Consider the following 26,387-nt stretch of genomic DNA (forward strand, 5'->3'; position numbering starts at 1 on the left):
GGGGAAAAGTACTTTGTTAAAAAGTACTTTTCCTAGTTCTATAACTTAGGAGGGAATAGGAATGACAATTTTTTGGTTAACGAATGTCCGGTTAGAAAAAGGGTTCATTTATGAAAATGATCGAATTGTCGCAACCGAGACAGAAATTTGCCACTTGAAAATTGAAGGAGATAAAATTACTGAAATTACAAATGAAATTCCAAATACAATTGCTAATCAGCACGATGCTCATGGTCAGCTACTACTGCCATCTTTAAGAGATATGCATATTCATATCGATAAGACCTATTATGGTGGACCATGGAAAGCATGTACACCTATCATAAAAGGCATTTTTACTAGATTAGAAGAAGAAAAAGAATTGTTGCCCAAGCTCCTGCCGACAGCCCAGGAGCGCGCAGAGAAAATGATTGAATTATTGATTAAAAACGGCCACACCCATATTCGCACACATTGTAATGTTGACCCCGTGATTGGACTTAAAAATCTAGAGATAACTGTCAATGCCTTGAAAAAATATGAGGATGTTCTTACCTATGAGATTGTTGCTTTTCCACAGCATGGTTTATTGAAAAGTGACTCAGTTCAGCTCATTCGTGATGCGATGAAGAATGGCGCGACATTAGTTGGAGGTGTCGACCCTGCGACGGTGGATCGAAACATTGAGAAATCCTTAAACACTATTTTTGATATTGCGGTTGAAAACAATAAGGGTGTAGATATTCATTTACATGATCCGAATACATTAGGGGCATTTACATTTCAACGCATGGCTTATTATACGAAGGAATCTGGACTTAAAGGTAGAGCAACGATAAGCCATGGGATTGCATTAGGTGACCTGGATGGTGTGGAGCTTAATGAAATCACTGCAATTCTAAAAGAGCAAGAGATGGATGTTACAACTACTGTTCCTATAAATCGTGCGACAATTCCGATACCAACTCTTGATAAATTAGGAATTCGAGTATCTGTTGGACATGACAGTATTACAGACCATTGGTCTCCCTTTGGAACTGGAAACACGATCCAAAAGCTTGGGGTTCTTGCTGAAAGATTCCGCCTGAGTGACGAATATTCTTTAACCACTGCTCTTAAGTACGGAACGGGCGGTGTAACACCACTGAATGAAAAAGGTGAGCGTGTTTGGCCAAAGGTTGGTGATGACGCAACGATGATGCTGGTAAAGGCAACTTGTTCAGCAGAAGCAGTCGCAAGAAGAGCAACGGTAGAAGCATTGTTTTTCAAAGGGAAAAAGGTTGAGAGTAAACTAGAAGACACAGACATAGTGCGTGTTTAAACTTATAAAGGAGGAGAAAGAATGACTACCTCATATTGGTTGACGAATGTTCGGTTAGAGACAGGCTATATACAGGATGAAAAAGGAGTTTATGAAACAAAGACAGAACTTTTCCATTTGAAAATTCAGGATGGGGAAATTGTTGATAAACAACAGCAGAGTTTCATCATTCCATCTGATGAGAATACTGTTGACGGTAAATGTTATTTGGCAATACCTGCTTTTAAAGAAATGCACAACCATTTGGATAAAACCTATCTTTCACTTGATTGGAAGTCTCCGATCCCTGCAAAAAACTTGAAGGACCGATTACGTATGGAGGCTATGGAGCTGGAGGAATTAGCGCCAACAACCAAACAGCGTGCCAGTGCCATGATTGACTTACTACTTTCACATGGGTCTACACACATTCGGACACATGTAAATATTGACCCTTATATTGGTTTGAAAAATTTAGAAGGTATAAAAACAGCGTTGGAGGATTACTCGGATAAGCTAACCTACGAAATTGTTGCCTTCCCGCAGCATGGCTTATTAACAGAAAATGTTATTCCGCTCATGAAAGAGGCAATGAGATCAGGTGCCCAATTAGTTGGTGGGTTAGACCCAGCTGGAATTGATCGTAATATCGAAAAATCACTTTATGAGGTGATGAATCTAGCAACAGAATTTGATGCAGATATTGATATCCATTTACATGACAGAGGGAATGTTGGTTTTTATACAGTAGATAAATTGGCAGAAATGGTAGATGCAGCGAAATGGCACAATCGCGTGGCTGTAAGCCATGCATTTAGTCTAGGAGAAGTGGCAGTCCCACAACAGGAAGAAATCGCAGCAAAAATGAGCAAGTTAGGAATGTCGATTATGTCTACGATTCCAATTACAAGTACTTTGCCGCCAATTGAGTTATTCGATCAAAATGGAGTTAATGTTTATTTAGGATGTGATGGTTTTTATGACTCTTGGGGGCCATATGGTACAGGAGATGTTCTAGAAAAGGTAACTCGATATAGTGAATTGTACCGGAAAAGTGATGAACGTTCATTAGCTCAGACACTAAAGTATGCTACTGGGGGACCTACTCCATTAACGAAAGACGGAGAAGTAGCCTGGCCGCTGGTAGGTGATAAAGCAAATCTTGTTCTTGTAAATGCCTCATGTTCTGCTGAAGCCGTTGCAAGAACAACTGAGCGCGAAGCAGTTATTTTTAATGGAAAATTTGTATTTGGAAAATTGTAAACATTGCTTTTAAGAACTTAAAAGTTTTTGAAAAGAAAAAAAACAGTGCAATTCGCAAATGAATTAGCACTGTTTTTTATAAAATATAAAATTTTAATTAATATTGATGAACTAAATGGGGCTAATAAAATGGCCAACTGATTCACTTCTATTCTATCCTCTGCTGGGACATAATTCCCTTATTCTTCAATCTTTTACTCTCTAGATTGTGGGTTGCCTCTTGTAAGATGGGCATCAAACATATCAATTATTTCTAAGAATCTATCAGCTTCACGGTAAACATGATCTGCTAATAGCGGATGAATGATACTCTTAATTTTACATTGTTCAATTAAATCACGAGCGGTTTTCTTGAAGTCCCGTAGAGAGGAAACCGACACACGATTTTGATCCAAGAATTGATCTAAAAGAGGAACGGTCTGAGATTGTGGCTTCATAGAATCTAAGTCTCTTGCTTGATACAGCAATTGATCAAAATCATTACTGAAATTCCGTGCTACATCAACTAGTTTCCTTTCTGATGGATCAAGGAGATGACCAATAAATTTGGCATGGTCTGCCATAATTCTTAAGAAGAAGACATTTTCTTTAATAATCGCATCCGGAAGGGATTGCAATTTCCCTTCATTTAACTCAATTAGGCGTTTTCTAAAATAATTAGCTTCCCTACTTGTATGATCGACTAATAGAGGGAAATTATTTGCTCCTGGCAATTTACATGTGAGAATTAATCCTAATACTTTTCGTTTAAATACGAAAATATTGGCTGCTGCTTGCTGGACTTCTGTATTAAATCTTCTTATTTGTTCAGGATCTGTTTGATTGTTAAAGGAATGTGCTCTTTGTTCAATGTTTTCAAACAATCGGTAGAATTGATTGGCCTCCTGAATAAGTTGTGTGTCTTCTGCTCTAAAACCTAATCGAAGAAATAAAGAATGCTCTTTCATAATCCTGGCCCAAAAACGTATTTCATTTAATGATCGCTCAACAAATAATCTGGATGTAACACCTGTATCAGGATGTAAGCCTTCACCACTATGCATTACGACCCTCCTAATAAATATACTACTGTCGTACTATACTTATTAACTTATCCATTAAAAAATGCCATCAAAAAATAAAGCGATAAGAGTAATTTTAATTTACGTATATATACTGGGGTAGAGTAAATCAATAAATGAACATCAACTGCTTACCTTTGGAATCATGAGTATAAGCAGCATCAGCGGACCTCCTTGACATCATTTGCCAACTTTAGTACAGTCGTAATGATTTTAACTTTATTCACTTTTTCTAGCTTACCGAATAAATGAAACCTAATGGGAATTTTTTCGTATAAATATAACAAAGACAATAAGGAGAGGTATGTGTAATGTTCCTAGAAGAACTAGAGCAAAAGGAGAAAATTGCATTTCTTGAATTGGCTGCAATGATTGCCAGAATTGACGGCAAATTATCTATATATGAAAATTCCTTAATAAGAAAATATCAAAGGGAGACGGGGCTGGAGGATTATCAGTTAAAAGGACTCTCCATAGAGGACATTTTAAAAGAATTTAAAAGTGAACGCTCCAAATATATCGTCTTAACTGAGATCTTTCAACTTATTTATTCTGATGGAGTTTTCCACGATCATGAAAGCGAATTTGTCCACATCATAAAGACACACTTCGGGTTCGATTCAAGTGAATTTGGAACGTTCAAGGATTGGGTTGAGAAAATAAAAGAATTATCAGTAACAAAGAGAGAGCATTAGAACATCCTTATTTGAGTTCATGTTCACAATAGGTAAATATACAATGGCCCCTGTCCTTATTGGACTAGGGGCCATTTATTCTTTAATTGTTATTCTTCTTCTGTATAAGCTTCCGTGGTGGTATCCATGCACTCCCAGCATTCACTTCGATTCCTTTCATACTTGGATAATTCACTCCCGCAAGAGATGCAAAAATCCATAAGAATTGATTCCCCTTTCAAGTGAATTTTTTATATTTATATCTATATTCCAACATAGCTTGTTAGAGAACCATTTACCTGCTAGCGAAAACAAATTCCTACAGGAATGGTCTAAGGCTTTGATAAACATCTTTTTTATAAAACAAGTCTAATCAGGTTTTTTATTTTTTCATATTAATATAGTAATCAATTTCTAGGAGGTGGAGATATTGACACGTAGAAAAAAGAGCCTGCCTCTCTGTATTTTCCCAAATTATCGCTGGTGTGGGCCAGGGTGCAGCGGACCGGGAAGACCCATTAATGATGTAGATAACTGCTGCTACCACCATGATCGCTGTTTAGACCAAGGGAATTCCCCTTGTTATTGTGACAAACAATTCATGAAATGCCTCAGCACAAAAATGAATCCTCATACGCAAAAAGGTAGAAATGCACGATTAATGTATTGGTTCTTTAAACTGAAAACAGCCTTCACCTGTCCAAAATAGTGTTATATTGCTAAAGCATTTTCTTACATCCTAGTAATCTGAATCTGAAAATCGTCTGAAATCAATTTGTCCATCCCCTCTGAATTCGTTACACTATAGAGTGTAGGTAACTAATAACTGGGTGGGAGAGAGCATTATAATGAGTAAAAGAGTAGTGATTACAGGAATTGGAGCAGTCACTCCTTTGGGGAATGATGCTCAAACAACATGGGAAAACATTAAAAATGGTGTATCGGGGATTGGACCAGCCACCATCTTTGATGTAGAAAAGGTCGATATTAAAATCGCAGCGGAAGTAAAAGGCTTTGTACCAGAAGAGTTTATGGATAAAAGAGAAGCAAGAAGGATGGGGCGTTATAGCCAGTTTGCGGTGGCAGCAAGTCAAATGGCTGTAAAGGATTCGGGGATCCAAATCGGAGAAGACATTCCAGCAGAACGGGTCGGTGTCTGGATTGGTTCAGGAATTGGCGGTCTAGGTGAATTCGAGGAACAACATAGGAAGTTTATTGAAAAAGGACAAAGAAGGGTCAACCCGTTTACGATTCCAATGTTTATCCCAGACATGGCAGCTGGACAAGTTTCGATTGCGCTAGGTGCTAAAGGAATCAACAATTGTTCGGTCACTGCATGTGCATCTGGTGCCAATTCCATCGGTGATGCATTCCGCGTCATTCAAAAAGGGGATGTGGAGATGATGATTGCGGGAGGAACAGAAGCGACGATAACTGAGATGACCGTAGCTGGATTTTCGAATATGACAGCTCTTTCTAAAAATCCTGATCCGAACACTGCAAGCCGGCCTTTTGATAAGAATCGCGATGGTTTTGTGATTGGGGAAGGGGCTGGAATTGTGGTCCTCGAAGAACTAGAACACGCACTGGCCCGCGGCGCTAAAGTTTATGGAGAATTGATTGGATATGGCGCGACTGGTGATGCCCATCATATTACCACACCTGCACCAGACGGAGAAGGGGCTGGCAGGGCTATGAGATTAGCATTAGACGATGCGGATATTTCCCCTGAACAAGTCGACTATATCAATGCACATGGGACATCCACCAATTATAATGATTTGTATGAAACGTTAGCCATTAAAGAAGTTTTCAAAGAACATGCCTATCATTTATCGGTCAGTTCCACTAAATCAATGACTGGCCACTTATTGGGTGCAACCGGTGCAATTGAAGCAATCTTCTCTGTTTTAACAATCAAGGATGGAGTCATTCCGCCAACCATCAACTATGAAACGCCAGATGAACAACTTGATTTAGATTATGTTCCCAATGAGGCGAAGAAGAAGGATGTTCAAGTCGTTTTATCCAACTCATTAGGATTTGGCGGACATAATACCACATTAATTTTTAAAAAGTTTACCGAGTAACGATAGCATATAGTTAAAAAAGGTGTCTAAAGATTATTTAGATACCTTTTTTACGCAACTGGACTTATTTCGACAAAAATAAAACTAACCAAACGTTTGATTAGATAACCATGAGACCATGCCAATAAAGGGTTTCAGCCTTTTATTGTGAAACAAATTTTGTCGACACTATTATATTTTTCACTATTAAAGTTAAAAACTAGTCGATGTTAGGATTTCCTTCGGGAATTAATCACGCTTCGACAGATTTCCCCAGCATCCTTTATTAACCAAACGTTTGATTAGATACATAATCAACCCTTTGATTAAAAGGATTTTTTCCCGGGAAATGGAGAAAAGAATGTCGAACTCCGCTTCGACACAAAAAAGCCGGGTATCGCTACCCGGTCTTATGTCTACAAAAACTGTACTTAAGCATTTCTTATTTGTTTGCTTCGTAACTGTCCGCACGCCGCATCAATATCTGTTCCATGCTCTTGACGGATTTTGCAATTAACCCCGCCCTTTTTCAACGTATCATAAAATGACAATACTGATTCCTGTTCACTTCGTTGATATTGACTATGTTCATCGACTGGGTTATATGGAATTAAGTTTACATAGACTTTCTGCCCGAGTGGACGGAGCAGATCGACAAGCTGCTCGGCTTCTTGTTTATGATCATTTACATCTCGCAACAGAATATATTCAATCGTAATCCGTCGGTTAGTTTTATCTACATAATACTCCATCGCTTTCATTAGCTTTTCAATAGGAATCGCACGGTTTATTTTCATAATACGCGTCCGAAGTTCATTATTTGGCGCATGTAATGACACTGCCAGGTTTACCTGCAGCCCTTTATCCGTGAATTCAACCAGCTTGTCCGCAAGACCGCTGGTTGATACGGTGATACGTCTAGCCGCAATGGCAAGCCCTTTATCATCTTTTATTACTTTGATAAAGTCCAATAGGTTGTCAAAATTATCAAATGGTTCACCAATGCCCATCACGACCACATGACTGACGGTTTCTCCTTGGCCTTTTTTGTCCAGATGCAGCTGTACGTTCATAATCTGCTCAACAATTTCACCACTGGATAAATCGCGGCTTTTCGCTAATAACCCACTAGCACAAAAGCTGCATCCGATGTTACAGCCAACTTGTGTTGTCACACAAACGGAAAGGCCGTATTTCTGCCGCATTAAAACCGTTTCGATCAAATTGCCATCCTGCAGTTTAAACAAAAACTTAATCGTGCCATCAGCCGATTCTTGTTTAATGTGCTCCTGTAAGGTTTGGATTACAAAGTTGTCTGCTAATAGTTGAACACACTCTGGATTAACTTCCGTCATCTCCGAGAATGCTGTGACACGCTTTCGATAAAGGTATTCCCAAACTTTCTGTGCTCTCGACTTCTTCTCGCCGTGCGCTTCAAGCCAGGCTGCTAATTGATCAATCGTTAATCCGTATATACTCTGTTTATTCATATGTTCCTCCTCTTTTCGTAACGATAAAACTTCCTAAAATTTATCTTTACCAACTATATAAATAGTGAATTGACATTAAATCAGTTATTCACCATACATGTAATATTAAAAACACTATCTATTATACCAAGAAAAGACACATTATAAAAAAATACCTTTAATTGGTTGTTATTAAAGGTATTCTTTTACTGGAATGCTGCCTCGTTTCCAATTGAAAAAGCTGCTTTTTAAAAGCAGCTCGAAACCATAAATAGAAAATGTAAATATCTTTAAGTAATCTGCGAGCGTTTGTTAAATAAGAAAATTAAAAAATTGGTGGAGTCACCGAAAAAAGTATGGCAGCATGTTCATTAAAGTTATTTTCCCATCTATGCTTCATTTGTGCTGGTATTTTTACACTATCGCCAGATTCCAATATGTATTCTTCATCATCTAAAAACACTTTAATTTTCCCCTCTAATACATAAGCAACTTCTACTCCTTTATGCTCCAACTGTTTCTCAGATGAAGCAGTCTTCGGTGGGAAATTCATAATGGCTGTTGCCAGGTTTCCAGTAAAATCAGGTGAAACTAGCTCATAGGATAAGTTTTCAATGATCATTTTCTTTCGGTGACTAGACCTAACAACTAAATCAGCCGTGTTTGTTTCTTCCATGAAAAAACTAAATGTAGGAACGTCTAGGGATTTCGCTAAAACTTTAAGAGTCTGAATAGAAGGGTTTGCTAAGCCTCGTTCGATTTGACTCAACATTGAAGGCGTTATTTCAGCTAACTTTGCTAATTCTCTAATGCTTAAGTCTTTAGCTTTTCTATATTTTTCAACCTTCTTACCAATATCAATATTTTCCATTACTATGCACTCCTTGGTAAAAACCGTTAATTTAAATTTAACGTTTTTAAATAATACTTAACAACCAAAAATATCTATGTTAAACTGCATTTAACAATTATTAAATTATATTTTACATTGTTTTGAAGACTATTATCAAGTCAATGAGGAGGACTATTAAAGTGAAAGAGATTGAATTCGGAGATTTACAAACATGGAAAGAAAACTATCCTTTACTAAACAAACTCATTTCGATGAATGAAATATTGTGGTTAAATCCTAAAATTGAAAAGTTTAAAACAGGAATTAAAAAATCCCCTCTTACTCAAGACGATGTAAAGGATGCAGAGGAAAGATTGAAACGTTTTGCTCCATATATTGCCAAGGTTTTTCCAGAAACAAAAAAGATGAATGGAATAATAGAATCTCCATTGGTGAGAATTCCTTCCATGAAACAATCCTTAGAGCAGAATTATCGACAACCTATATTAGGTGATTTATTGCTTAAGTGTGATAGTCACCTTCCTATATCAGGGTCTATAAAAGCAAGGGGCGGGATTTATGAAGTTCTCAAACATGCAGAAGAATTAGCTCTTCAACATCAATTGTTGACGATTCAAGATGACTATTCCCTTTTAGATAGTGATAGGTTTCGAACATTCTTCTCCCAATACTCAATCGCAGTAGGTTCGACTGGAAATTTAGGACTTAGTATAGGCATCATAAGTGCAAAGTTAGGTTTTAATGTGACCGTTCATATGTCGGCTGATGCAAAACAATGGAAAAAAGACTTACTTCGAAGCAAAAATGTTAATGTAATTGAATATGAATCGGATTATAGTAAAGCGGTTGAGGAAGGTCGACTCCAAGCTGAAGGGGATCCTACATGTTATTTTGTAGATGATGAAAATTCTTATGATCTATTTTTAGGATACGCAGTAGCAGCATCTCGATTACAAAAACAATTAGAAGAGCTAGAAATAACAATTGATGAAAATCATCCTTTGTTTGTGTACCTTCCATGTGGAGTTGGCGGTGGTCCTGGTGGTATAGCGTTTGGATTGAAGTTAATGTATCAAGACCATGTTCACTGTTTCTTTGCAGAACCTACCCACTCTCCATGTATGTTACTTGGTTTAATGACTGGACTTCATGATAAAATTTCTGTGCAAGATTTTGGTATTGATAATGTAACAGACGCTGATGGACTTGCTGTAGGAAGACCATCAGGGTTTGTAGGTAAAACTATAGAACCGTTTCTAAGTGGTAATTATACGGTTAGCGATGAACAGTTGTATAAGCTATTAAAGGAACTAGTTGATACAGAGGGGATTCATTTAGAACCTTCAGCACTAGCAGGCATGATAGGACCGATTAAATTATCTAAAGAAGGAACCGATTATTTACTGAAGCATAATTTAACGAAAAAAATGAGTAAAGGTACACATATTATTTGGGGGACTGGTGGAAATATGGTTCCTGAAGAAATGATGAAGCAATATTATCAAAAAGGATTGAATTTATCGTTAGAGAATCAAAGGTAATTCAACACAGGGGGTAGTTGACCCCTGTGTTTTTATTGAAAAGATTTTTTTATTTGAACGGGAACTTGAATTTCGAATGTAATCTCATTTGGTTTATCTGTGATTGTAATATCGACGTGCATAATTTGCAGCGCATCGCCGGTTATGTGATATCCGGTTTCATCAAGATATTCCAATATCTTACTCAAACTTTCGCTTCGATTCCATAATAATTCCCCGTTATAACGAATACACGCAAATAACCCACCAGGAACCGTCATTTGACACTGTTTTGGTATTTTTTCTTTATTTTTTGCCACTACAAAAATAATGGATGGTTCTTCAAATCGTTTCGCTCTAAGATCCGCTTCCTGGATGATAATGCCTAGTCTATTACTAGCCAGAATTGGTGTCTTCTCGGTGAGCATATTCTCTAACCTTATAACACCATAACTGAGTTCCAAATTATTATTTATTTTTTCATTTAAGGTATTTAACTTCCTTCTTCCTATTTCGCGGAAGAACACCGATTGAAGTTCTTTTTCTTTCGCTACATGCTCTAAGTATCCAATTTTACCCCGAATATTTTCCTCCAAGTCATGTAGTTCGTTCAGTTTTGACACAAGTTCCGTATGCTTGGTTTTCAGAATGTCCAAGGACTTATTAAAATTACGTTCATTAAAATAATCCTTTATTTCGTCCGTACTCATCCCAAGTTGCCGCAACTCTTTAATGGTCCCTAAAACTTCATATTGAAAAATAGAATAGTAGCGATACCCCGAATCGGGATCGACATATTGAGGTTTGAATAGGTCAATCCGATCATAGTGGCGTAAAGTCTCCGTTGTTACCCCTCTTAATCTCGCCATTTCACCAATGGTTAATTTTTCCTTTATCTTCAATGAAATCACCCCTCTAAAAAATATAATACATCTATTGACCTTTGTGTAACAACAAGGTTTACAATAAAAATACGAAATCTTCTAAATCATCTAAGAATTAAATTTACTAATACGGAGGGAGTTGAGTTATGAAACAGAAAGCGCTTGCAAGAACACTTACTTTGTCACAGGTTGTATTTTTAGGGATTGCATGGAATAACCCCATGGTGTTTTTTAATACCTATGGAATTGCTGCCGTTACCTCAAGAGGTGTTATTACGACTGCATACATTATTGCTTTTCTAGCAATACTTTTTACAGCTCTCAGCTATGGCAAGATGGCGAAAGCCTACCCGATCTCAGGGTCAGCCTATTCCTTTACGCAAAAATCTATTAATTCTGAGGTTGGGTTCATTGTAGGTTGGACGATTATGCTTGATTATATATTAACGCCTATGGTTACCTGCTTGATGTCCACTGTCTTTTTAAGTGCTGTATTTCCTGGAATCCCGCATTATGTGTGGGTAATTGTGTTGACTGCAAGCATCGTATCTCCGAGCATACTAGGTGTGGAGATCTCAGCAATAACGAGTAAAATTTTTGTTATTGCTCAAGTCATTTTTGTTTGCCTTTTCTGGATATTATCCTTCAAAAGTTTATCAGAAGGAGTAGGGGCGGGGAGTCTTTTCTCCATGAAGCCATTGTTTGATGCAGATGTTTCCTTATCTGTTATCTTGGCAGGAGCTACCATTCTTTGCTTTAGTTTTCTTGGTTTTGACTCACTCACCACTTTATCAGAGGAAACAATCAATCCCGAAAAAACGATCCCAAGAGCCATTATCATCATGCTATTGTTTATCGGAGTTTTGTATATTGGCTCTTCTTACTTAGCACAATTGGTGCATCCGGGCATTGCATTCAAACATGCTGATTCTGCAGCCCTTGAAATTGCAGTGCTGATCGGAGGAAATTTATTTAAGTCCATTTTTATTACAGCAGTGATTATTGGTAATTTTTCTTCAGGAATCGCTTCAATCACAAGTGCATCGCGAGTGTTATATGCGATGGGACGAGATTCCGTATTACCCAAAAATATATTTGGATACATTCATCCTAAATTTAAAACACCGTCACTTGGCATCATTGTGATTGGCGTAGTTTCATTACTCGCAATTCCATTAACCCTAGAACAAGTTATTAAGTTTATCAATTTTGGAGCGTTAATTGCCTTTACATCTGTAAATCTGTCTGTTATCGCCCATTATTTTATCAGAAATCATAAGCGTTCTTTTATGGATTGCATTCGGTACCTATTATTACCACTCATTGGCGCAGCGTTTACGATATGGTTATGGTCGCATTTAGAAAGGGACGCGTTGATTCTCGGGGGCATCTGGATGGCATGCGGCTTGATTTATCTTGTCTATATGACGAAATGGTTCCGCCAACCACTTCCTGAGTTTCATTTTGATAAAGAATTGATTCCACAAAATGTCCAAGACATTGATCGAGAGGTTATCCCTCAACAGGTAAGGTAAAAATTATATACTGGAGGTTTGTAAAAATGCTGAAGTTGAAAATGTTTATTAATGGTGAATGGATGGATTCATTAAGAGGAGATAAGAGTCATGTTGTGAATCCTGCAAACGGTAATATCATGGCTGAGGCCCCGCAGGGAAGTAGAGAAGAAGCCCAAATGGCGATTAATGCTGCACGAACAGCTTTTGACTCTGGAATTTGGTCAGACTTACCGGCATCTGAACGTGCAACCTATTTATTTAAAATAGCGGATAAGATTGAAGAAAAGGCAGACGAGCTTAGCAAACTTGAAACAGAGAATACGGGAAAACCTCTTAAAGAATCAGAGTTTGATATTGCTGATACCGTGAATTGCTTTCGATACTATGCTGGGTTAGTGACAAAGCCAAATGGTCAAACGTATTCTGTTGCCGATCCTGTGCAAGCCATGGTTATTCGGGAACCTGTGGGTGTATGCGGACTTATCGCTCCGTGGAATTTTCCATTGTTGACGGGAGCTTGGAAAATAGCCCCTGCGCTTGCTGCGGGAAATACGCTTGTATTTAAACCAGCTGAAATCACTCCAGTCACCACTTACAAATTATTTGAGATCATGGAAGAAGTGGGGGTACCAGCTGGTGTTGCAAACTTAGTTTTGGGAGGTGGTTCAACAGTAGGAAATGAAATAGCGGAAAGCCAAAAGGTGGATCTGATTTCTTTTACCGGTAGTACAGCAACGGGTAGAAGAATCATGAATTCAGCAACAGGAAATATTAAAAACATTTCACTCGAACTAGGCGGCAAGTCGCCAAATATTGTTTTCGCTGACGCAGATTTTGAGACAGCCATCGATTATGCTTTGAATGGGATTTTTACCAATGCCGGTCAAGTATGTAATGCGGGATCCCGATTACTGTTAGAAGAGAGCATTCATGATAAGTTCATTGCTAGATTGGTAGAAAGAGCGAAAAAGATTCAGGTAGGCCCTGGTAATGATTCGTCTACCGAGATGGGTCCGCTTGTAAGTGAAGACCATATGACGAAGATCCTTGAATATATTCAAATTGGCTTAAACGAAGGGGCTACATTAGCTTGCGGTGGCAACCGTATCACAAGCAACGGGCTTGAAAATGGTTATTTCTTTGAGCCAACAATATTTGTTGACACCAAACCTGACATGAGAATTGTTCAGGAAGAAATCTTTGGTCCAGTTCTTGTCGTTCAAAAGTTTAAAGATGAGGCGGAAGCAATCCAGCTGGCAAATGATACTTCATACGGGCTTGCAGCAGGTGTTTTTTCACAAGATGGCGCCAAAGCTTTGAGGGTTATTAAAAAAGTAAGAGCCGGAATTACTTATGTTAATGCTTATAACCTCGCCTATAATGAAGCACCGTGGGGAGGTTACAAGCAGAGCGGGATTGGCCGCGGGTTAGGAACCTTTGGCTTGGATACGTTTACTGAGGTAAAACAAATCAATATTAATTTAGATGTTAAGCCAACTGAATGGTTTAGCAATTAATTAAAAATATAAATTTTAAATTCTAAATATTCAAAAAACAAAGGAGGAATTAATTATGTTATGGGATTTTCATTTTAATCTGCCTACTTCTATAGAGTTTGGGAATGGGAAAGTAAAAAATATTGGGAAAAGGGCTAAAGAATTAGGTGGAAATAAAGCCCTCATTATTACAGATAAAGGACTTGCACAAACAGGAATTTTGGAAAAAATCACACAGTCTTTAGATCAAGAAGGTGTCAATTATATTGTTTATGATGAAATATCACCTAATCCAAAAGATGTAGATTGCGAGAGTGCTTATCAACAGTTTAAAAACGAGAATATCGATCTCTTAATTGGTCTTGGCGGCGGAAGCTCAATGGATACAGCTAAAGCAATTGGTACACTTTTTACACATGGAGGAGAGCTAAGAGAACGTTACGGCGTAAATTTACTAGAACGGGAAATCCCACCACTAATTTGTATTCCGACAACTTCAGGTACCGGTAGTGAAGTTACAAGAGGTTCTGTCATTACGGATACTGTGACGAAACAGAAGGAGGCGATACTAGATTTGAAAATCGCTCCTAAACTGGCACTTGTTGATCCTGAATTGACGTTAACATTGCCTAAATCGATTACAGCAGCTACAGGAATGGATGCACTTACACATGCAATTGAAGCTTATACCTGCAAAGTTGCTCAACCACTTTCAGATGCTTTGGGACTATATGCTATTGAATTAATAGCCAAATACCTTCCGTTAGCAGTAGAAAATGGTCATGATTTAGAGGCTAGGAAAAATTTGCTTTTGGGCAGCTTAGTTGCAGGTATCGCCTTTGATAACACGGATCTTGGGGCTGTACATGCGATGGCCGAACCACTTGGAGGACTCTATGATACTCCACATGGAGTGGCGAATTCAATTTTTCTTCCACATGTATTTGAATTTAATATCCCTTCAAACCCAGAAAAGCACGCCAAGGTAGCAATCAAGCTTGGGGCAAATCCTGAAGGAAAAACAGTTGAGGAAACGGCGTACGAAGGTGTTGTGCTGTTAAAAGAGCTGGCAAATAAAATCGGGATTCCTAGCTTCCGAGATTTAGGAAATGTAAATCCCGAAGACTTCCCTTTTCTAGCGGAAGGAGCCTTTAAACATTTGTGTACTCAGGCGAATTCAAGAGATCTGACAAAAGAAGACTATCTGAACTTATTTCAAAAGACTTATGAGGTGAAAACCACAACTTTAATTGAAAATTAATTGCATAAAAAGTATAGAAGCAAAATTTAAAATCCTTGGTTAAGATCTGGCCCGCTGGCAGAAAACCTTGCATTAGCAAAAAGCGAGGATGCAAAACTAGAAGGAGGCAACATGAATGTCTAATCGTAATGAAAAACAGTTTTTAAATTTACCTTTTACAGGAATTTGTACTTTTGGAAAATACCCAATATGTGCGGACCTGAACCAGCTTGACGCAGATGTGGCGGTCATTGGGGTGCCTAATGACATGGGTACACAATGGAAATCAGGAGCAAGGATGGGCCCTAGAGGAATCCGCGAAGGCTCTACATTATATAGTTTCGGTCTGGATGGTGCTTATGATATTGAAAACGATATTATGTACCTCGGGCCTGAATGGAAAGTAGTCGACTGCGGTGATGTAGACATGGTACACGGAGATATTATGCAGTGCCATGAGAATACAGAAGAAGCAATCCGAAAAATTATTTCCAAAGGTGCTATGCCGGTTGTATTAGGCGGCGATCACTCCATCACAGCAGCAGTCGGAAAAGGACTAGAAGACATAGGTCCGTTTCATGTGATTCAAATTGATGCCCATTTAGACTGGGCGGATCATCGCTCGGGAATGCGGTATGGTCACGGAAATTGCATTCGCCGCTTATCTGAACTGGATTACGTTCAGAAGATATTTCAGTTTGGCATTCGCGGGATTAGCAGCAGCAAAAAAGAGGACGTCGAAGCAGCAAGAGCTTATGGCAGCGTGATCCTATCACCTCGTCAGATGAGAAAGAAGGGACTTAAGGAAGTGCTGGAGCTAATTCCTGCAGGAGAAAAATATTATGTAACGATTGATATCGACGGAATCGATCCGTCAATTGCGCCTGGAACAGGTACACCTTCTCCAGGCGGCTTCCTCTATGATGAGGTTAATGAATTGCTTGAAGGAATTTCCAAAAGAGGAGAAGTCATCGGTTTTGATTTAGTAGAAGTTGCCCCGCCATATGATCCAACGGGCATGACCGGACAAGTAGCAGCCCGTATTGTACTAGACTTACTCAGCTATGTATTAAAGGAAAAGGAAAAAAAGGGGAATAATAAATACGGAAAAGAAAAAGAAGAAATGCTTTCTTAACTAGGATTGGTTCCTACGGGAGGAATAAATGTTAATAAAAAGAGAGGAACGCAAAAAGCGTTCCTCTTCTTATTTATATAGACTCTAGGCATTCGCAGAGTTAGATTGGGCAAGGAGTTCCGCAAAATCATCTGCTATCTTTCTATGTATGCTTGTCCTTTGCACTGTTTCCTAACCTTTTTGAATATAATTGCTTTTACCTTGTTTTATACTAAAATGGATTTAATAAGTTTTCTATGTTCAAATCCATTTTTAAATAGTGTTTGCAACAGGAGGGTTATCACAGATGATTACAGAAGGGACATTTAATGGTGTCGGTGGAACAGAACTATTCTTTCAAGTAATCGAACCATTAACAGCTCCAAAAGCAGCAGTTATTTTAGTTCACGGACATGGTGACCATAGTGGAGGGTTGCAAAATCTCAGCACCAGCTTGGTTAATAATAAATATATGGTTTATGCCTTGGACTTGCGCGGTCATGGAAAAAGCGCCGGCAAAAGGGGATTCATACGGTCTTGGGATGATTTTCGAGGCGATTTACACGAATTTCGAAAGCTCGTTTCCCTTGATCAGCCTGATCTGCCTTTGTATATTGTGGGGCATAGCATTGGCGGCTTGATTACTCTTGATTATGCCTTGGATCATAGTGAAGGCATTTCAGGGATTATTGCTATATCGCCGGCAGTTTCTTACGAAGTGAAACCGTTTGAGCAGTTAGGCATAACCTTGATGGGGAAGGTTAAACCAGACTACAGGATCAATAAATCTCGAAATATCTTCTTATTGAAGAAAAATTCTGCCAAGCATGCTAAATACTATTCCGACCGCTTACGTCACAATATCGTTACACCTGGATTGGGAAGTGCATTGGTCCAAGCAATCTCACGTCTAGAAAATCAGGCACAATCGATTAAACTGCCGTTATTATTGCAATATGGACTTGACGATAAAATTACACCACCAACAAAGTTGAATCAGTTTTATCACATGGTTTCCTCAAAGGATAAACAGTTATATGAGTACCCTTTGACCAAGCATCGTCCCTTTGATGAAGCGGGAAAAGAAAAGTTTTTAGGAGACCTGGTCGGCTGGTTAGACGGTCAGATTGATAAAAAACAAAAGGTGCGTTACCGTGAGAGCGTTTAGAGTATGGTAAGAGGAATTTTGCCTGACTAGAGAGAAAAGAGTGTTTATATTTTCAATAGAATGCGAAGATTTTCAAGAAAAAAGCGGGGATATCTCCGCTTTTTTTTGCGCTTTGTCATCGATTTGTCCCATCGATGGGCGAATTTTTCAGTTTAATGGGCGAATCTAGTGTTTCAATGAGCGAATCTAATTTTATTTACGATTATATCATTTTATTGTTAACCTATTTATTATAATGGTTTACAATAAAAGAACATATAGTGTTTAAAATAAAATGGAGGGATAAAGATGAATAAATGGATGGAGCTTGCGGATCGAGTGTTAGATGGGTTGGGAATAACAAATCAGGAGGCGATTTCAATATTAGAATGTCCTGATGATGACGTACTTCTATTAATGCATGCAGCTTTCAAAATTAGAAAGCGCTATTATGGAAAAAAAGTAAAGCTGAATATGATCATGAATGCAAAATCTGGACTCTGTCCAGAAAATTGTGGCTATTGCTCCCAATCTTCTATTTCGACAGCACCGATTAATTCTTACAGAATGGTAGATAAGGATACGATACTTGAAGGCGCAAAACGTGCACATGATTTAAATATTGGGACGTACTGTATTGTTGCCAGCGGTAGAGGTCCATCTAATAAAGATGTAGATCACGTAGTGGAAGCAGTAAAGGAAATAAAGGAAACATATGGATTGAAAGTTTGTGCCTGTCTTGGACTGTTAAAACCAGAACAAGCGAAGCAGCTGAAAGATGCCGGAGTAGATCGTTACAATCATAATATCAATACATCAGCGAGCAACCATGCAAACATCACAACTTCCCATACATACGATGATCGAGTTAATACGGTGGAAACAGTAAAAGAATACGGAATGTCTCCATGTTCAGGTGTCATTGTAGGAATGAAGGAGACAAAGCAAGATGTAGTCGATATGGCAAACAGCTTAAAAGCTCTTGATGCGGATTCAATTCCAGTTAATTTCTTACATGCGATTGATGGTACTCCATTAGAGGGAGTAAAAGAACTAAACCCTCTTTATTGTTTAAAGGTTTTGGCGTTATTTCGTTTTATCAATTCAACGAAGGAAATTCGAATTTCAGGTGGTCGAGAAGTTAATCTCCGGTCACTTCAAGCATTGGGTTTATATGCAGCCAATTCCATCTTTGTCGGTGATTATTTAACAACTACTGGACAAGAAGAATCGGAAGATCACAAAATGTTACTTGATTTAGGATTTGAGGTAGAATCCGTAGAAGAGATGAAAGCGAGTTTAAAATAGAGGTTTATTCTAATAGCAAATCAAAGCAAAGAGGCACCCAGGCAGAAGTCACTGGGTGTCTCTCCTTTTTTATAACCATCCGCCAATTTCCAAAACCGTCAGGACAATCTCAATGACAATAAGTGTTACGATGATCCATTCCACAAATAATCCCCGAATCGAATGGCTGATGGTGGAAAAACCGTCCATGATATTATATAGAATCTCTGTTTTGCTTTTCAATATTTTATAACGATCATTCAATTCAAAAAACTCCACCATTCTATCGTAAAAATCGCTGGCAGTGCTGCTTGTCCAGGTAATATCAGGCTTATCCAAAATCATGATATACGCAAGGGTATTGTATTCATGACGGACGATTTTTGCTGTGGTCCGTGCCAGTTCCTTGTTGCCGATTCGCAGGTTGCCTTTCTCCAGTCTGTCGATCATGGTTTCAAGTTTGTCGTGGATTTTCCCAAGTTGCTCTTCTGTTTTTTCAAGCGCCACAGATTTTGCAATGACAGTAGAGATCAATTCAGGGTAAAATTCCTCATATTCAGGCACGACTACATATTCATCCGTCAATTCAAGGTTCTCTGTTTCAGTAATATGAATGCAGTAATCGTCGCTATATCTGTCCGCATGCTTAATATCAAAATCCGGTTCGAAGGAATGGACGTAATACAATAAACTCTCGATCTCATCAACACATAAATGATTAATGAAGACAATACTGCCAAAAGAAAAGACCAGCACCATTTGCGAATCGTCTACTTTGCTATGGAGAATCGATTCTAGAATAGCGCCTCTCAGAATCAAAGGTTGTTCCCAGGTGAATTTTTTTGGTATACCGCAATGGATGGCAATTTTATTCAAGTCAATTTCATGGGTCACTGCAAATGCTTTAAAGGTAATTTCTTTCACTTTGATCACCTTTCTAGGAAATTGTCCTTTTTTCGATTTTATTCTATTCATAGCAAAAACATGCTTCCAGAGACTAGAGAGTTTAAGGGCTAATTTGAGTAGTGAGCAATTTTTTTATAATTGTAAAATATTGCATCTTATCCTCAGTAAAAGTGCATATAAACCTCCTTCATTGGAAAAATAATACACAGCGAATTAAAGGGGGGCACAAGAATGGTTCGGTTCCGCAAACGAAAAAAGTTAGATGAATTGAAGAAAATCATTTCACTGTCTCCTGAAGCAGAAACTACCGAACCATTCAGTTCGAATCTCTCGGAAAACGAGCAAATTTTAAAAGAAATGTTTCAAAATTGTGCGGACTTTATCCTTCGTCCTATATATATAACTGGCAAACCTAAAATTCTTCTTATTTATTTAGATGGGTTAACTGACACAAAAACTCTGGAGAATATGCTGTTTAAACCAATGGTATTTGAGGGGCTTCCCAATGATAACGTTGAAATTCGATCAATTGTACAAATCATGGAGAAACAACTTTTATCTGCCACTCCTGTTAAAACTGTTTCACAGATTAACGAATTGGTTAATGGGGTCTTGAAGGCAAATGTCGGAATATTATTAGATGGTGAATCACAAGCTTTACTTGTCAGTTTAACAGAATTTGAAATGCGGAATGTGGAAGAACCGGCAACAGAAATTACTATTAGAGGCCCAAGAGAAGGCTTTACAGAATCTATCCGGACAAATACTACTCTTATACGCAGAAGAATTCGCAGTTCAAAATTGAAATTGGAGCCCTACTCCATTGGTGAACTTTCTCAAACCGATGTTGTTATTGCTTATATTGAGGGTATTGCTAAAGATTCACTATTGGAAGAGGTACGTAAAAGGTTGGGCCGTATTAAAATTGACGCGATCCTAGAATCTGAGTACATAGAGGAATTTATTGAGGACATGCCATTTTCTCCATTCCCGCAAATTCAAAATACGGAAAGGCCGGATATTGTTGTGGCTAACCTACTGGAAGGAAAGGTAGCAATCCTTGTTGATAATACTCCATTTTCCCTCATTGTCCCCATGACATTTTGGGATGGACTTCAGGCTGTTGAGGATTACTATGAACGGTTTTTATATACCAGTTTTATCCGGCTAATTCGGTATATTTTGTTTAATATGACACTCTTTTTACCATCTTTATATGTCGCGCTTACAACCTATCATCCAAAACTTTTACCCACTAAACTTCTTGTAAGTATAGCGTCTGCTCGGGAGGGTGTTCCGTTCCCGGCCATTATTGAGGCCTTGCTTATGGAATTTGTATTTGAAGGACTAAGGGAGGCTGGGATTCGACTGCCAAGAGCTGTGGGTTCTGCTGTCAGTATTGTTGGGGCACTTGTCGTGGGTCAGGCTGCTGTACAAGCAGGCATTGTTTCTGCCCCTATGGTTATTGTCGTAGCTACAACCGGAATTGCCTCGTTCTCCATTCCACGGTACAACCTGGGAACAGCGCTGCGGCTGGTCCGGTTTGCTATGCTGCTATTTGCTGGGATTCTTGGATTATACGGTATCACCTTAGGCTTTATTATTCTGACCATTCATCTTGTCAATCTCCGCTCTTTCGGGGTTCCGTATTTTAATCCTGTGGCCCCACAGATTCCCCGGGATTTAAAGGGAGTATTAATCAGACCACCTCGATGGGCTTCTCAGCTTGGTCCGATTTTTACCTTTGGCAGTAATAAACCAAGGGTACCTTCTGGACAAATGCCAAATCCGAAAAAAGGGGGAAGAGACGAATGAAGAAAAAGAGCATTCTTCATTTAGTATGTTGTTTTTCCTTTATTTTCATTTCGGGATGCTGGGACAGTAAAGAATTAAATGAACGGGCAATATGGCTGGCTTCAGGATATGATAGTGCAAAAAATAATAGAGTAGAAATAAGCGGTCAAATTGTCATTCCTTCTAATATGCAAACCCAGGGCGGTACAGGAGGAGAAAAGGGTTTTTTTACGATTTCTGCGAAGGGGAAAAATCCAAGCGACTGTTTGGATAACATACAGTTAAAACTTCCAAGGGAGTTGTTTGCTGGTCAGCGGCGTGTCATTATTCTTGGTGAGCAATTTGCCCGACGTGGACTAAAGAAAATGATGGATGCAAATCAAAGAAGTCCCGAGGTTAGTTTGCGAACGGATATATTTGTCATTAAGGGCGCGACCGCTAAAGAAGCACTTTCTCTAACCAATCCCTTAGAAAAGCCACCTGCTACTGCGGCTCTAAGTATTCATGAAAAATCGGGAGGAAGAGGGAACACGACTTACTTAAATTTCATGATGGCAGCTAACAGTGACGGTCTACGCCCCACAATGCCTGTTCTTGAGTTCAGCAGTTCTCAGAATGGAAATAAAGCAGGGAAAGTGGGATCAGCTAATCCACCGCTATTACGGGTCGCAGGTGTGGCAATATTTGATCAAAACCTAAAAATGCGGGGACTTTTGAATATGGAAGAAAACAAACATATGCTGTGGGTAATGGGAATTCTGAAAAAGTTTACGATCAGTATGGCAAAAAAGAATAGTAACGCTAGTCTCCAATTAAATCGAATTAGTAGTAAAATTAAACCGCAAATTAGTCAGCATAATCAAATTAAGATCATAGTCACTTTGAAGGGCGAGGGGTCCTTAACGGAAAGCAATTCAAACTTGGACGTTTCGTACAACCATAATCTTAAAGATCGTGAAAAGGAATTTGAAATTTATGCCCAAAAACAAGTTCAACAAACGATAAATAAGGTACAAAATGAGTACGGCTTGGATATCTTTGGATTTGGTGAAGTGATCCATCGAAAGAAACCAAAATTCTGGAAATCTTTGAAAAATGATTGGGATAAGAAATTTTCAGAGGCTAAGATTATAGTAAAAGCTGACGTTAAGATTACGGATATTGGAATGAATGGGCCATCATTGTTGTATAAAGAAAGTGAGGTCAAAAAATGAAACTCTCAGCACTGCAAATTTTTTGGCTGATGTTCACTTTCGAAACGGGAAATATGATTCTGATTACCATTTCCCCAACTTTTCAGATTGCTAAGCAAGATACCTGGATATGCTATTGCCTGGCCGGAATTTTAGGTATTTTGATTGTATATGTGTCATCAAAGGCCGCCCTTCTATATCCAGGCAAAACACTTGTTGAATATAGTCAGCTTATTTTTGGCAAGTGGTTTGGATTGCTTATTGTAATTGTTTATCTTATTCAATGGTATTCTGTTATCGGTGATATCTTAAGAGAATTTGCAGACTTTACCAATACCGTCCTTCTTCCCACAACACCAATGTGGATATTAGTGTTAACCATGCTTCTGACACTAATCTATGTAACTTACAGTGGGGGTATTGAAGGGATTGGACGGTGCAGTGAAGTGTTTGGTCCCATCGTTTTCCTATCCGTTCTCATTATGTTGTTTTTATCAGTCTCCATTTTTAATTACCGCAATTTTCTGCCAATATTTTCAGATACGGGGCTCCTGCCAATTATGAGAGGAACCTTAACTCCGCTCTCTTTTCTTGGTGAGTCTGTCATGATGTTAATGCTCCTTTCATTTATGGACCATCCAAAAAAGGGAGTAAAAAGCGCGGTTTGGGGAATTGCTGCAGCTTCAGGGCTTGTTAGTTCAGTGGTAATTGGAATATTGCTGATATTGGGACCAGAAATTGCATCAAAGCTGCGGCACCCTGCATTTGATACGGTCAGCTATGTTACAGTGATGGATTTTATACAGAACTTAGAAATCTTGGCTGTTCTTGTCTGGATCCTTAGTATTTTTATTAAATTATCCCTTTACTTCTTTTTAGCCAATTATGGAACGGCACAATTGTTCCATATCAAAAATTGGAGAAAAATGCTCTGGGTTACCGTTCCCGTCTTTTTTGGAATATCGGTTATCTTTCCCAATCCAACGTATAGCCTCATTTATTTGAATAAGTATTGGATCAATTTTGCTCTTCCAGTTAATATGGTAGGAATCCCTCTTTTACTATGGTTGGTAGGAAGTTTACGTAAAAAATTACAGGCACATTCATGACATGAAAATGCCCATTTTTAACTTAAACATACGAAAAAGATTTGAATAAAAAAATCAGGAAATCCATGATTTCCTGATTCTAAGGTGGTTATTTAATAAATGACCACCGGCTCGTATGTGCTGAGATTATTATATACGGTTTTCATTGCGCTAGGCGGTGTATTGACGCAGCCGTGCGATCCTGCATTTAAGTAGGCATTACTTGCCCAGTTTGACCGGAAGCCGGCATCGTGGAATCCTTGTCCATCATTTGTGAAAGGTGCCCAATAATCAACTTTTACTTGATAACTCGGCTTTCCTCCGAGCTCTCTGCCCGTAAGTATGGAAGGTGTTCGTTTATAGAGGATATACCACACACCTTTTGATGTATCATTACCAGTGCTGTGTTTACCGGTCACAACATGAGTGGTGATGACTAATTTCCCCTTTTTGTAAATCCAAATACGCTGCTCGGCAATCGACACTTCCGCATATGTATCGCCGATGCCATTGTTTGTTGTGGTATCGTAACCGTAGCCTTCACCACTCCAACCATGTCCGATTGTATTAGATACAGAAATGGAGGTCTTTCCTTTTTCAAAAGCGGACTTAACCTGTTTGGTTTCTTTGTCCACGTCTAAAGCCCAGCCATAGCCTTGCCCTTTAACTGTTACGACTGAACCTGAGTGGGTCTTAAATTTAAAATTTTTATCTAATGTAGATTGGGAATCATTAATTTTTGCAATTTTCTCTTTAATATTGGTTTTGTCAATCTTAACCTTTAAATCTTTTGAAATAGAAGCATTTTTAATTAATTCGCTGCCTTTTAAAGAATAAACTTTGTCCTGGACTTTATACTCAACGGTTTGTTGAAGAAGCTCTTGCAATTTTTTCTCTTCATTCTTTACAATCGTGCTGTCTTCCTTAATTGGCTGAATGTATACAGGGTTCAAATGGATTTCACTAGTATACCCATGCTTATCGAAGTCTTTTAATAGACTGGCAACATCATACTGCTCACCATTTATACTTTTTGAGATGGTAATTGTACCTTGCTCCAAAATTGCCTTCGCATCTTTAGGCGGAGTTAAGCTCTTATTCATTGATACGAGCTTCTCTTCGACTTGTTTTTTCATTTCTTGGCTTCGATACTGATCGATGTTACTCGGCAACAATGAATATTCTTTCGCCTTTGAAGAAGGAAAAAGTGACCACTGGCTTTTTAATAGCTTTTTAACGCCGGACAGATCTTTCTCCGTAAATTCCATCTTCGTATCTTTTCCATCTAAAATTTGTTGTTGTCCAACATAGACCTTATTTTTTAAGACAGATGATTTTAATTTATTGAGTGCTTCATCAGCCGTTAGTCCTCCGACATTTGTGCCATTAATCTCAATATGTGCATTAAAGTAATTTGCCTGATAATAGCTCATTGCCGCAAATGTGATCGCGATGATAACGATTATACCTGTTGTAATGAACTTCCAGTTCTTATACCATTTCGTTGATTTTGCCCGCCGTTGACCTATTTCTCCTACTGATTCTTTTGACACAGTTTCCACTAAGATTCCCCCCGCATACCTAACAACCTGCTATTGACGTCCCTCGACCTTTAGCTCTTGGTTTTCATCCAAACGACAATATATTATATTATACTTTAATTTTAATACTATTCTACTAGATTTTATAGTGTGAACTTTGTCACATTTTGTCTAAGGGTGAAATTTTATATGTAGTTTATATAAAGTCGGTAAATAAAACTAAAAAAAGGAAAGAAGCTGATTATGTTCAAAATAATCAGCTTCATTCATGTATGTGGAATTAAGCTGTAAAATTGCCGTCATAGCTTAACATTATGGCTGATTTTACTCCTTCAATGCCAGAGATATTATTGATGAAACTCAGATCATTCTCTTTAACGCGGATTTCATAGGTGACTTCAAAATCATTACCGGGCATAACGGATTTCGATTTTAGGGACTGTTTTTTGGCGTGGCCAGAAATAACATGATCCAATGAGTTTTCGATGGAATCTTCATTGTATCTAATTACTAGCAGATAAGGATTCTCAATCTTAACTTTATTAACAAAGACGAATAGGACTAAGCCGATTAGCAGCGAGCCTGCGATCGCAAGGGCGATGAAGCCGGCACCGCATAATATACCGATGACGATGGCCCAGAAGATATAAACAATATCCATCGGGTCTTTAATAGGGGTCCGAAAGCGGACAATCGATAAGGCACCAACCATACCGAGCGATAAGAGAACGTTGGACGAAATCCCAATAATAATTAGAGCGGTTGCCAGTGCCATAATGATGAGCGAGATATTAAAGGTGTGGGAGTAGATAACCCCAGTAAATGTTTTTTTATAAATCATGTAGATGAACAGTCCCAAAGTCAATGCCACAAGCATCCCAATTAGGGCATCGACAAGTGAAATGCTACTGGTTTTTTCCAAAATCTTTGATTTAAAAATATCTTTAAAATTTGTGATTTCCATATTCTTTTCCTCCAATTTTTTTCTACTA

Annotated in this window: 22 protein-coding genes; 15 read left to right on the forward strand and 7 right to left on the reverse strand. The window is 38.4% G+C overall.

Annotated features, from left to right (window positions below):
• Positions 1 to 61 precede the first annotated feature (61 nt).
• The gene (locus tag FS608_RS23570; protein ID WP_144554996.1) at positions 62 to 1,300 is read left to right on the forward strand and encodes an amidohydrolase family protein; all 1,239 of its coding nucleotides are present in this window, start codon (positions 62 to 64) and stop codon (positions 1,298 to 1,300) included.
• 21 nt (positions 1,301 to 1,321) lie between these two features.
• On the forward strand, positions 1,322 to 2,542 hold the full coding sequence (locus FS608_RS23575) for an amidohydrolase (RefSeq protein ID WP_144554997.1): 1,221 nt from the start codon (positions 1,322 to 1,324) through the stop codon (positions 2,540 to 2,542).
• A 194-nt stretch (positions 2,543 to 2,736) separates the two neighbouring features.
• Here FS608_RS23575 and FS608_RS23580 read toward each other — a convergent pair whose 3' ends face one another.
• Complete coding sequence (locus FS608_RS23580) at positions 2,737 to 3,585, reverse strand: DUF2935 domain-containing protein (protein WP_144554998.1); 849 nt, start codon at positions 3,583 to 3,585, stop codon at positions 2,737 to 2,739.
• A 329-nt stretch (positions 3,586 to 3,914) separates the two neighbouring features.
• Here FS608_RS23580 and FS608_RS23585 point away from each other — a divergent pair, with 329 nt between their 5' ends.
• From FS608_RS23585 to fabF, 3 genes are all read left to right on the forward strand, one after another.
• Positions 3,915 to 4,298 carry a hypothetical protein gene (locus FS608_RS23585; RefSeq protein WP_144554999.1) on the forward strand — a complete coding sequence of 128 codons (384 nt, stop codon included), beginning with the start codon at positions 3,915 to 3,917 and terminating at the stop codon, positions 4,296 to 4,298.
• A 400-nt stretch (positions 4,299 to 4,698) separates the two neighbouring features.
• Positions 4,699 to 4,986, forward strand: coding sequence for a phospholipase A2 family protein (locus FS608_RS23590; RefSeq protein ID WP_313958733.1), 288 nt, complete (start codon positions 4,699 to 4,701; stop codon positions 4,984 to 4,986).
• A 139-nt stretch (positions 4,987 to 5,125) separates the two neighbouring features.
• On the forward strand, positions 5,126 to 6,367 hold the full coding sequence (fabF, locus tag FS608_RS23595) for a beta-ketoacyl-ACP synthase II (RefSeq protein WP_144555001.1): 1,242 nt from the start codon (positions 5,126 to 5,128) through the stop codon (positions 6,365 to 6,367).
• Between the two features lie 410 nt (positions 6,368 to 6,777).
• On the opposite strand, the gene rlmN is transcribed toward fabF, so the two are convergent.
• Both rlmN and FS608_RS23605 read right to left on the reverse strand, forming a co-directional pair.
• Positions 6,778 to 7,836 (reverse strand): dual-specificity RNA methyltransferase RlmN, encoded by a 1,059-nt coding sequence (gene rlmN, locus FS608_RS23600; RefSeq protein WP_144555002.1) that lies wholly within the window; start codon positions 7,834 to 7,836, stop codon positions 6,778 to 6,780.
• Between the two features lie 304 nt (positions 7,837 to 8,140).
• Positions 8,141 to 8,686, reverse strand: coding sequence for a helix-turn-helix domain-containing protein (locus tag FS608_RS23605; RefSeq protein ID WP_144555003.1), 546 nt, complete (start codon positions 8,684 to 8,686; stop codon positions 8,141 to 8,143).
• 161 nt (positions 8,687 to 8,847) lie between these two features.
• Here FS608_RS23605 and FS608_RS23610 point away from each other — a divergent pair, with 161 nt between their 5' ends.
• Positions 8,848 to 10,209 carry a D-serine ammonia-lyase gene (locus tag FS608_RS23610; protein WP_260871793.1) on the forward strand — a complete coding sequence of 454 codons (1,362 nt, stop codon included), beginning with the start codon at positions 8,848 to 8,850 and terminating at the stop codon, positions 10,207 to 10,209.
• 32 nt (positions 10,210 to 10,241) lie between these two features.
• Here the strand turns inward: FS608_RS23610 and FS608_RS23615 are convergent, their stop codons facing one another.
• A complete protein-coding gene (locus tag FS608_RS23615) occupies positions 10,242 to 11,090 on the reverse strand; it encodes a MerR family transcriptional regulator (RefSeq protein ID WP_222127400.1) in 849 nt (282 codons plus the stop codon).
• Between the two features lie 128 nt (positions 11,091 to 11,218).
• On the opposite strand from FS608_RS23615, the gene FS608_RS23620 reads away from it, so the two are divergent.
• The 6 genes from FS608_RS23620 to bioB all read left to right on the forward strand — a co-directional run bounded on the left by FS608_RS23620 (position 11,219) and on the right by bioB (position 18,894).
• Positions 11,219 to 12,607 (forward strand): APC family permease, encoded by a 1,389-nt coding sequence (locus FS608_RS23620; protein WP_144555005.1) that lies wholly within the window; start codon positions 11,219 to 11,221, stop codon positions 12,605 to 12,607.
• Between the two features lie 26 nt (positions 12,608 to 12,633).
• A complete protein-coding gene (locus FS608_RS23625) occupies positions 12,634 to 14,106 on the forward strand; it encodes an aldehyde dehydrogenase family protein (RefSeq protein WP_144555006.1) in 1,473 nt (490 codons plus the stop codon).
• 55 nt (positions 14,107 to 14,161) lie between these two features.
• Entirely contained in the window at positions 14,162 to 15,346 is a 1,185-nt protein-coding gene (locus FS608_RS23630) for an iron-containing alcohol dehydrogenase (protein WP_144555007.1), read from the forward strand.
• 115 nt (positions 15,347 to 15,461) lie between these two features.
• A complete protein-coding gene (gene speB / locus FS608_RS23635; protein WP_144555008.1) occupies positions 15,462 to 16,460 on the forward strand; it encodes an agmatinase in 999 nt (332 codons plus the stop codon).
• Positions 16,461 to 16,746: 286 nt separating this feature from the next.
• Positions 16,747 to 17,607: an alpha/beta hydrolase gene (locus FS608_RS23640; protein ID WP_144555009.1), complete on the forward strand. Its 861-nt coding sequence runs from the start codon at positions 16,747 to 16,749 to the stop codon at positions 17,605 to 17,607.
• A 288-nt stretch (positions 17,608 to 17,895) separates the two neighbouring features.
• On the forward strand, positions 17,896 to 18,894 hold the full coding sequence (bioB, locus tag FS608_RS23645; RefSeq protein ID WP_144555010.1) for a biotin synthase BioB: 999 nt from the start codon (positions 17,896 to 17,898) through the stop codon (positions 18,892 to 18,894).
• Positions 18,895 to 18,963: 69 nt separating this feature from the next.
• Here the strand turns inward: bioB and FS608_RS23650 are convergent, their stop codons facing one another.
• Entirely contained in the window at positions 18,964 to 19,848 is an 885-nt protein-coding gene (locus tag FS608_RS23650; protein WP_260871794.1) for an RMD1 family protein, read from the reverse strand.
• Between the two features lie 162 nt (positions 19,849 to 20,010).
• Here FS608_RS23650 and FS608_RS23655 point away from each other — a divergent pair, with 162 nt between their 5' ends.
• The 3 genes from FS608_RS23655 to FS608_RS23665 are packed head-to-tail and all read left to right on the forward strand — an operon-like array spanning position 20,011 to position 23,875.
• Positions 20,011 to 21,594 carry a spore germination protein gene (locus FS608_RS23655; protein ID WP_144555011.1) on the forward strand — a complete coding sequence of 528 codons (1,584 nt, stop codon included), beginning with the start codon at positions 20,011 to 20,013 and terminating at the stop codon, positions 21,592 to 21,594.
• The gene (locus FS608_RS23660; RefSeq protein ID WP_144555012.1) at positions 21,591 to 22,787 is read left to right on the forward strand and encodes a Ger(x)C family spore germination protein; all 1,197 of its coding nucleotides are present in this window, start codon (positions 21,591 to 21,593) and stop codon (positions 22,785 to 22,787) included. The genes FS608_RS23655 and FS608_RS23660 overlap by 4 nt, the downstream gene beginning before the upstream one ends.
• Positions 22,784 to 23,875 carry a GerAB/ArcD/ProY family transporter gene (locus FS608_RS23665; protein WP_144555013.1) on the forward strand — a complete coding sequence of 364 codons (1,092 nt, stop codon included), beginning with the start codon at positions 22,784 to 22,786 and terminating at the stop codon, positions 23,873 to 23,875. Before FS608_RS23660 ends, FS608_RS23665 begins: the two co-directional genes overlap by 4 nt.
• A gap of 92 nt (positions 23,876 to 23,967) precedes the next feature.
• Here FS608_RS23665 and FS608_RS23670 read toward each other — a convergent pair whose 3' ends face one another.
• The gene (locus FS608_RS23670; protein WP_395947820.1) at positions 23,968 to 25,422 is read right to left on the reverse strand and encodes a L,D-transpeptidase family protein; all 1,455 of its coding nucleotides are present in this window, start codon (positions 25,420 to 25,422) and stop codon (positions 23,968 to 23,970) included.
• A gap of 253 nt (positions 25,423 to 25,675) precedes the next feature.
• Positions 25,676 to 26,359, reverse strand: coding sequence for a DUF4956 domain-containing protein (locus tag FS608_RS23675; RefSeq protein WP_144555014.1), 684 nt, complete (start codon positions 26,357 to 26,359; stop codon positions 25,676 to 25,678).
• Between the last annotated feature and the right edge of the window lie 28 nt (positions 26,360 to 26,387).

This window comes from Bacillus sp. X1(2014) (assembly GCF_007678255.1).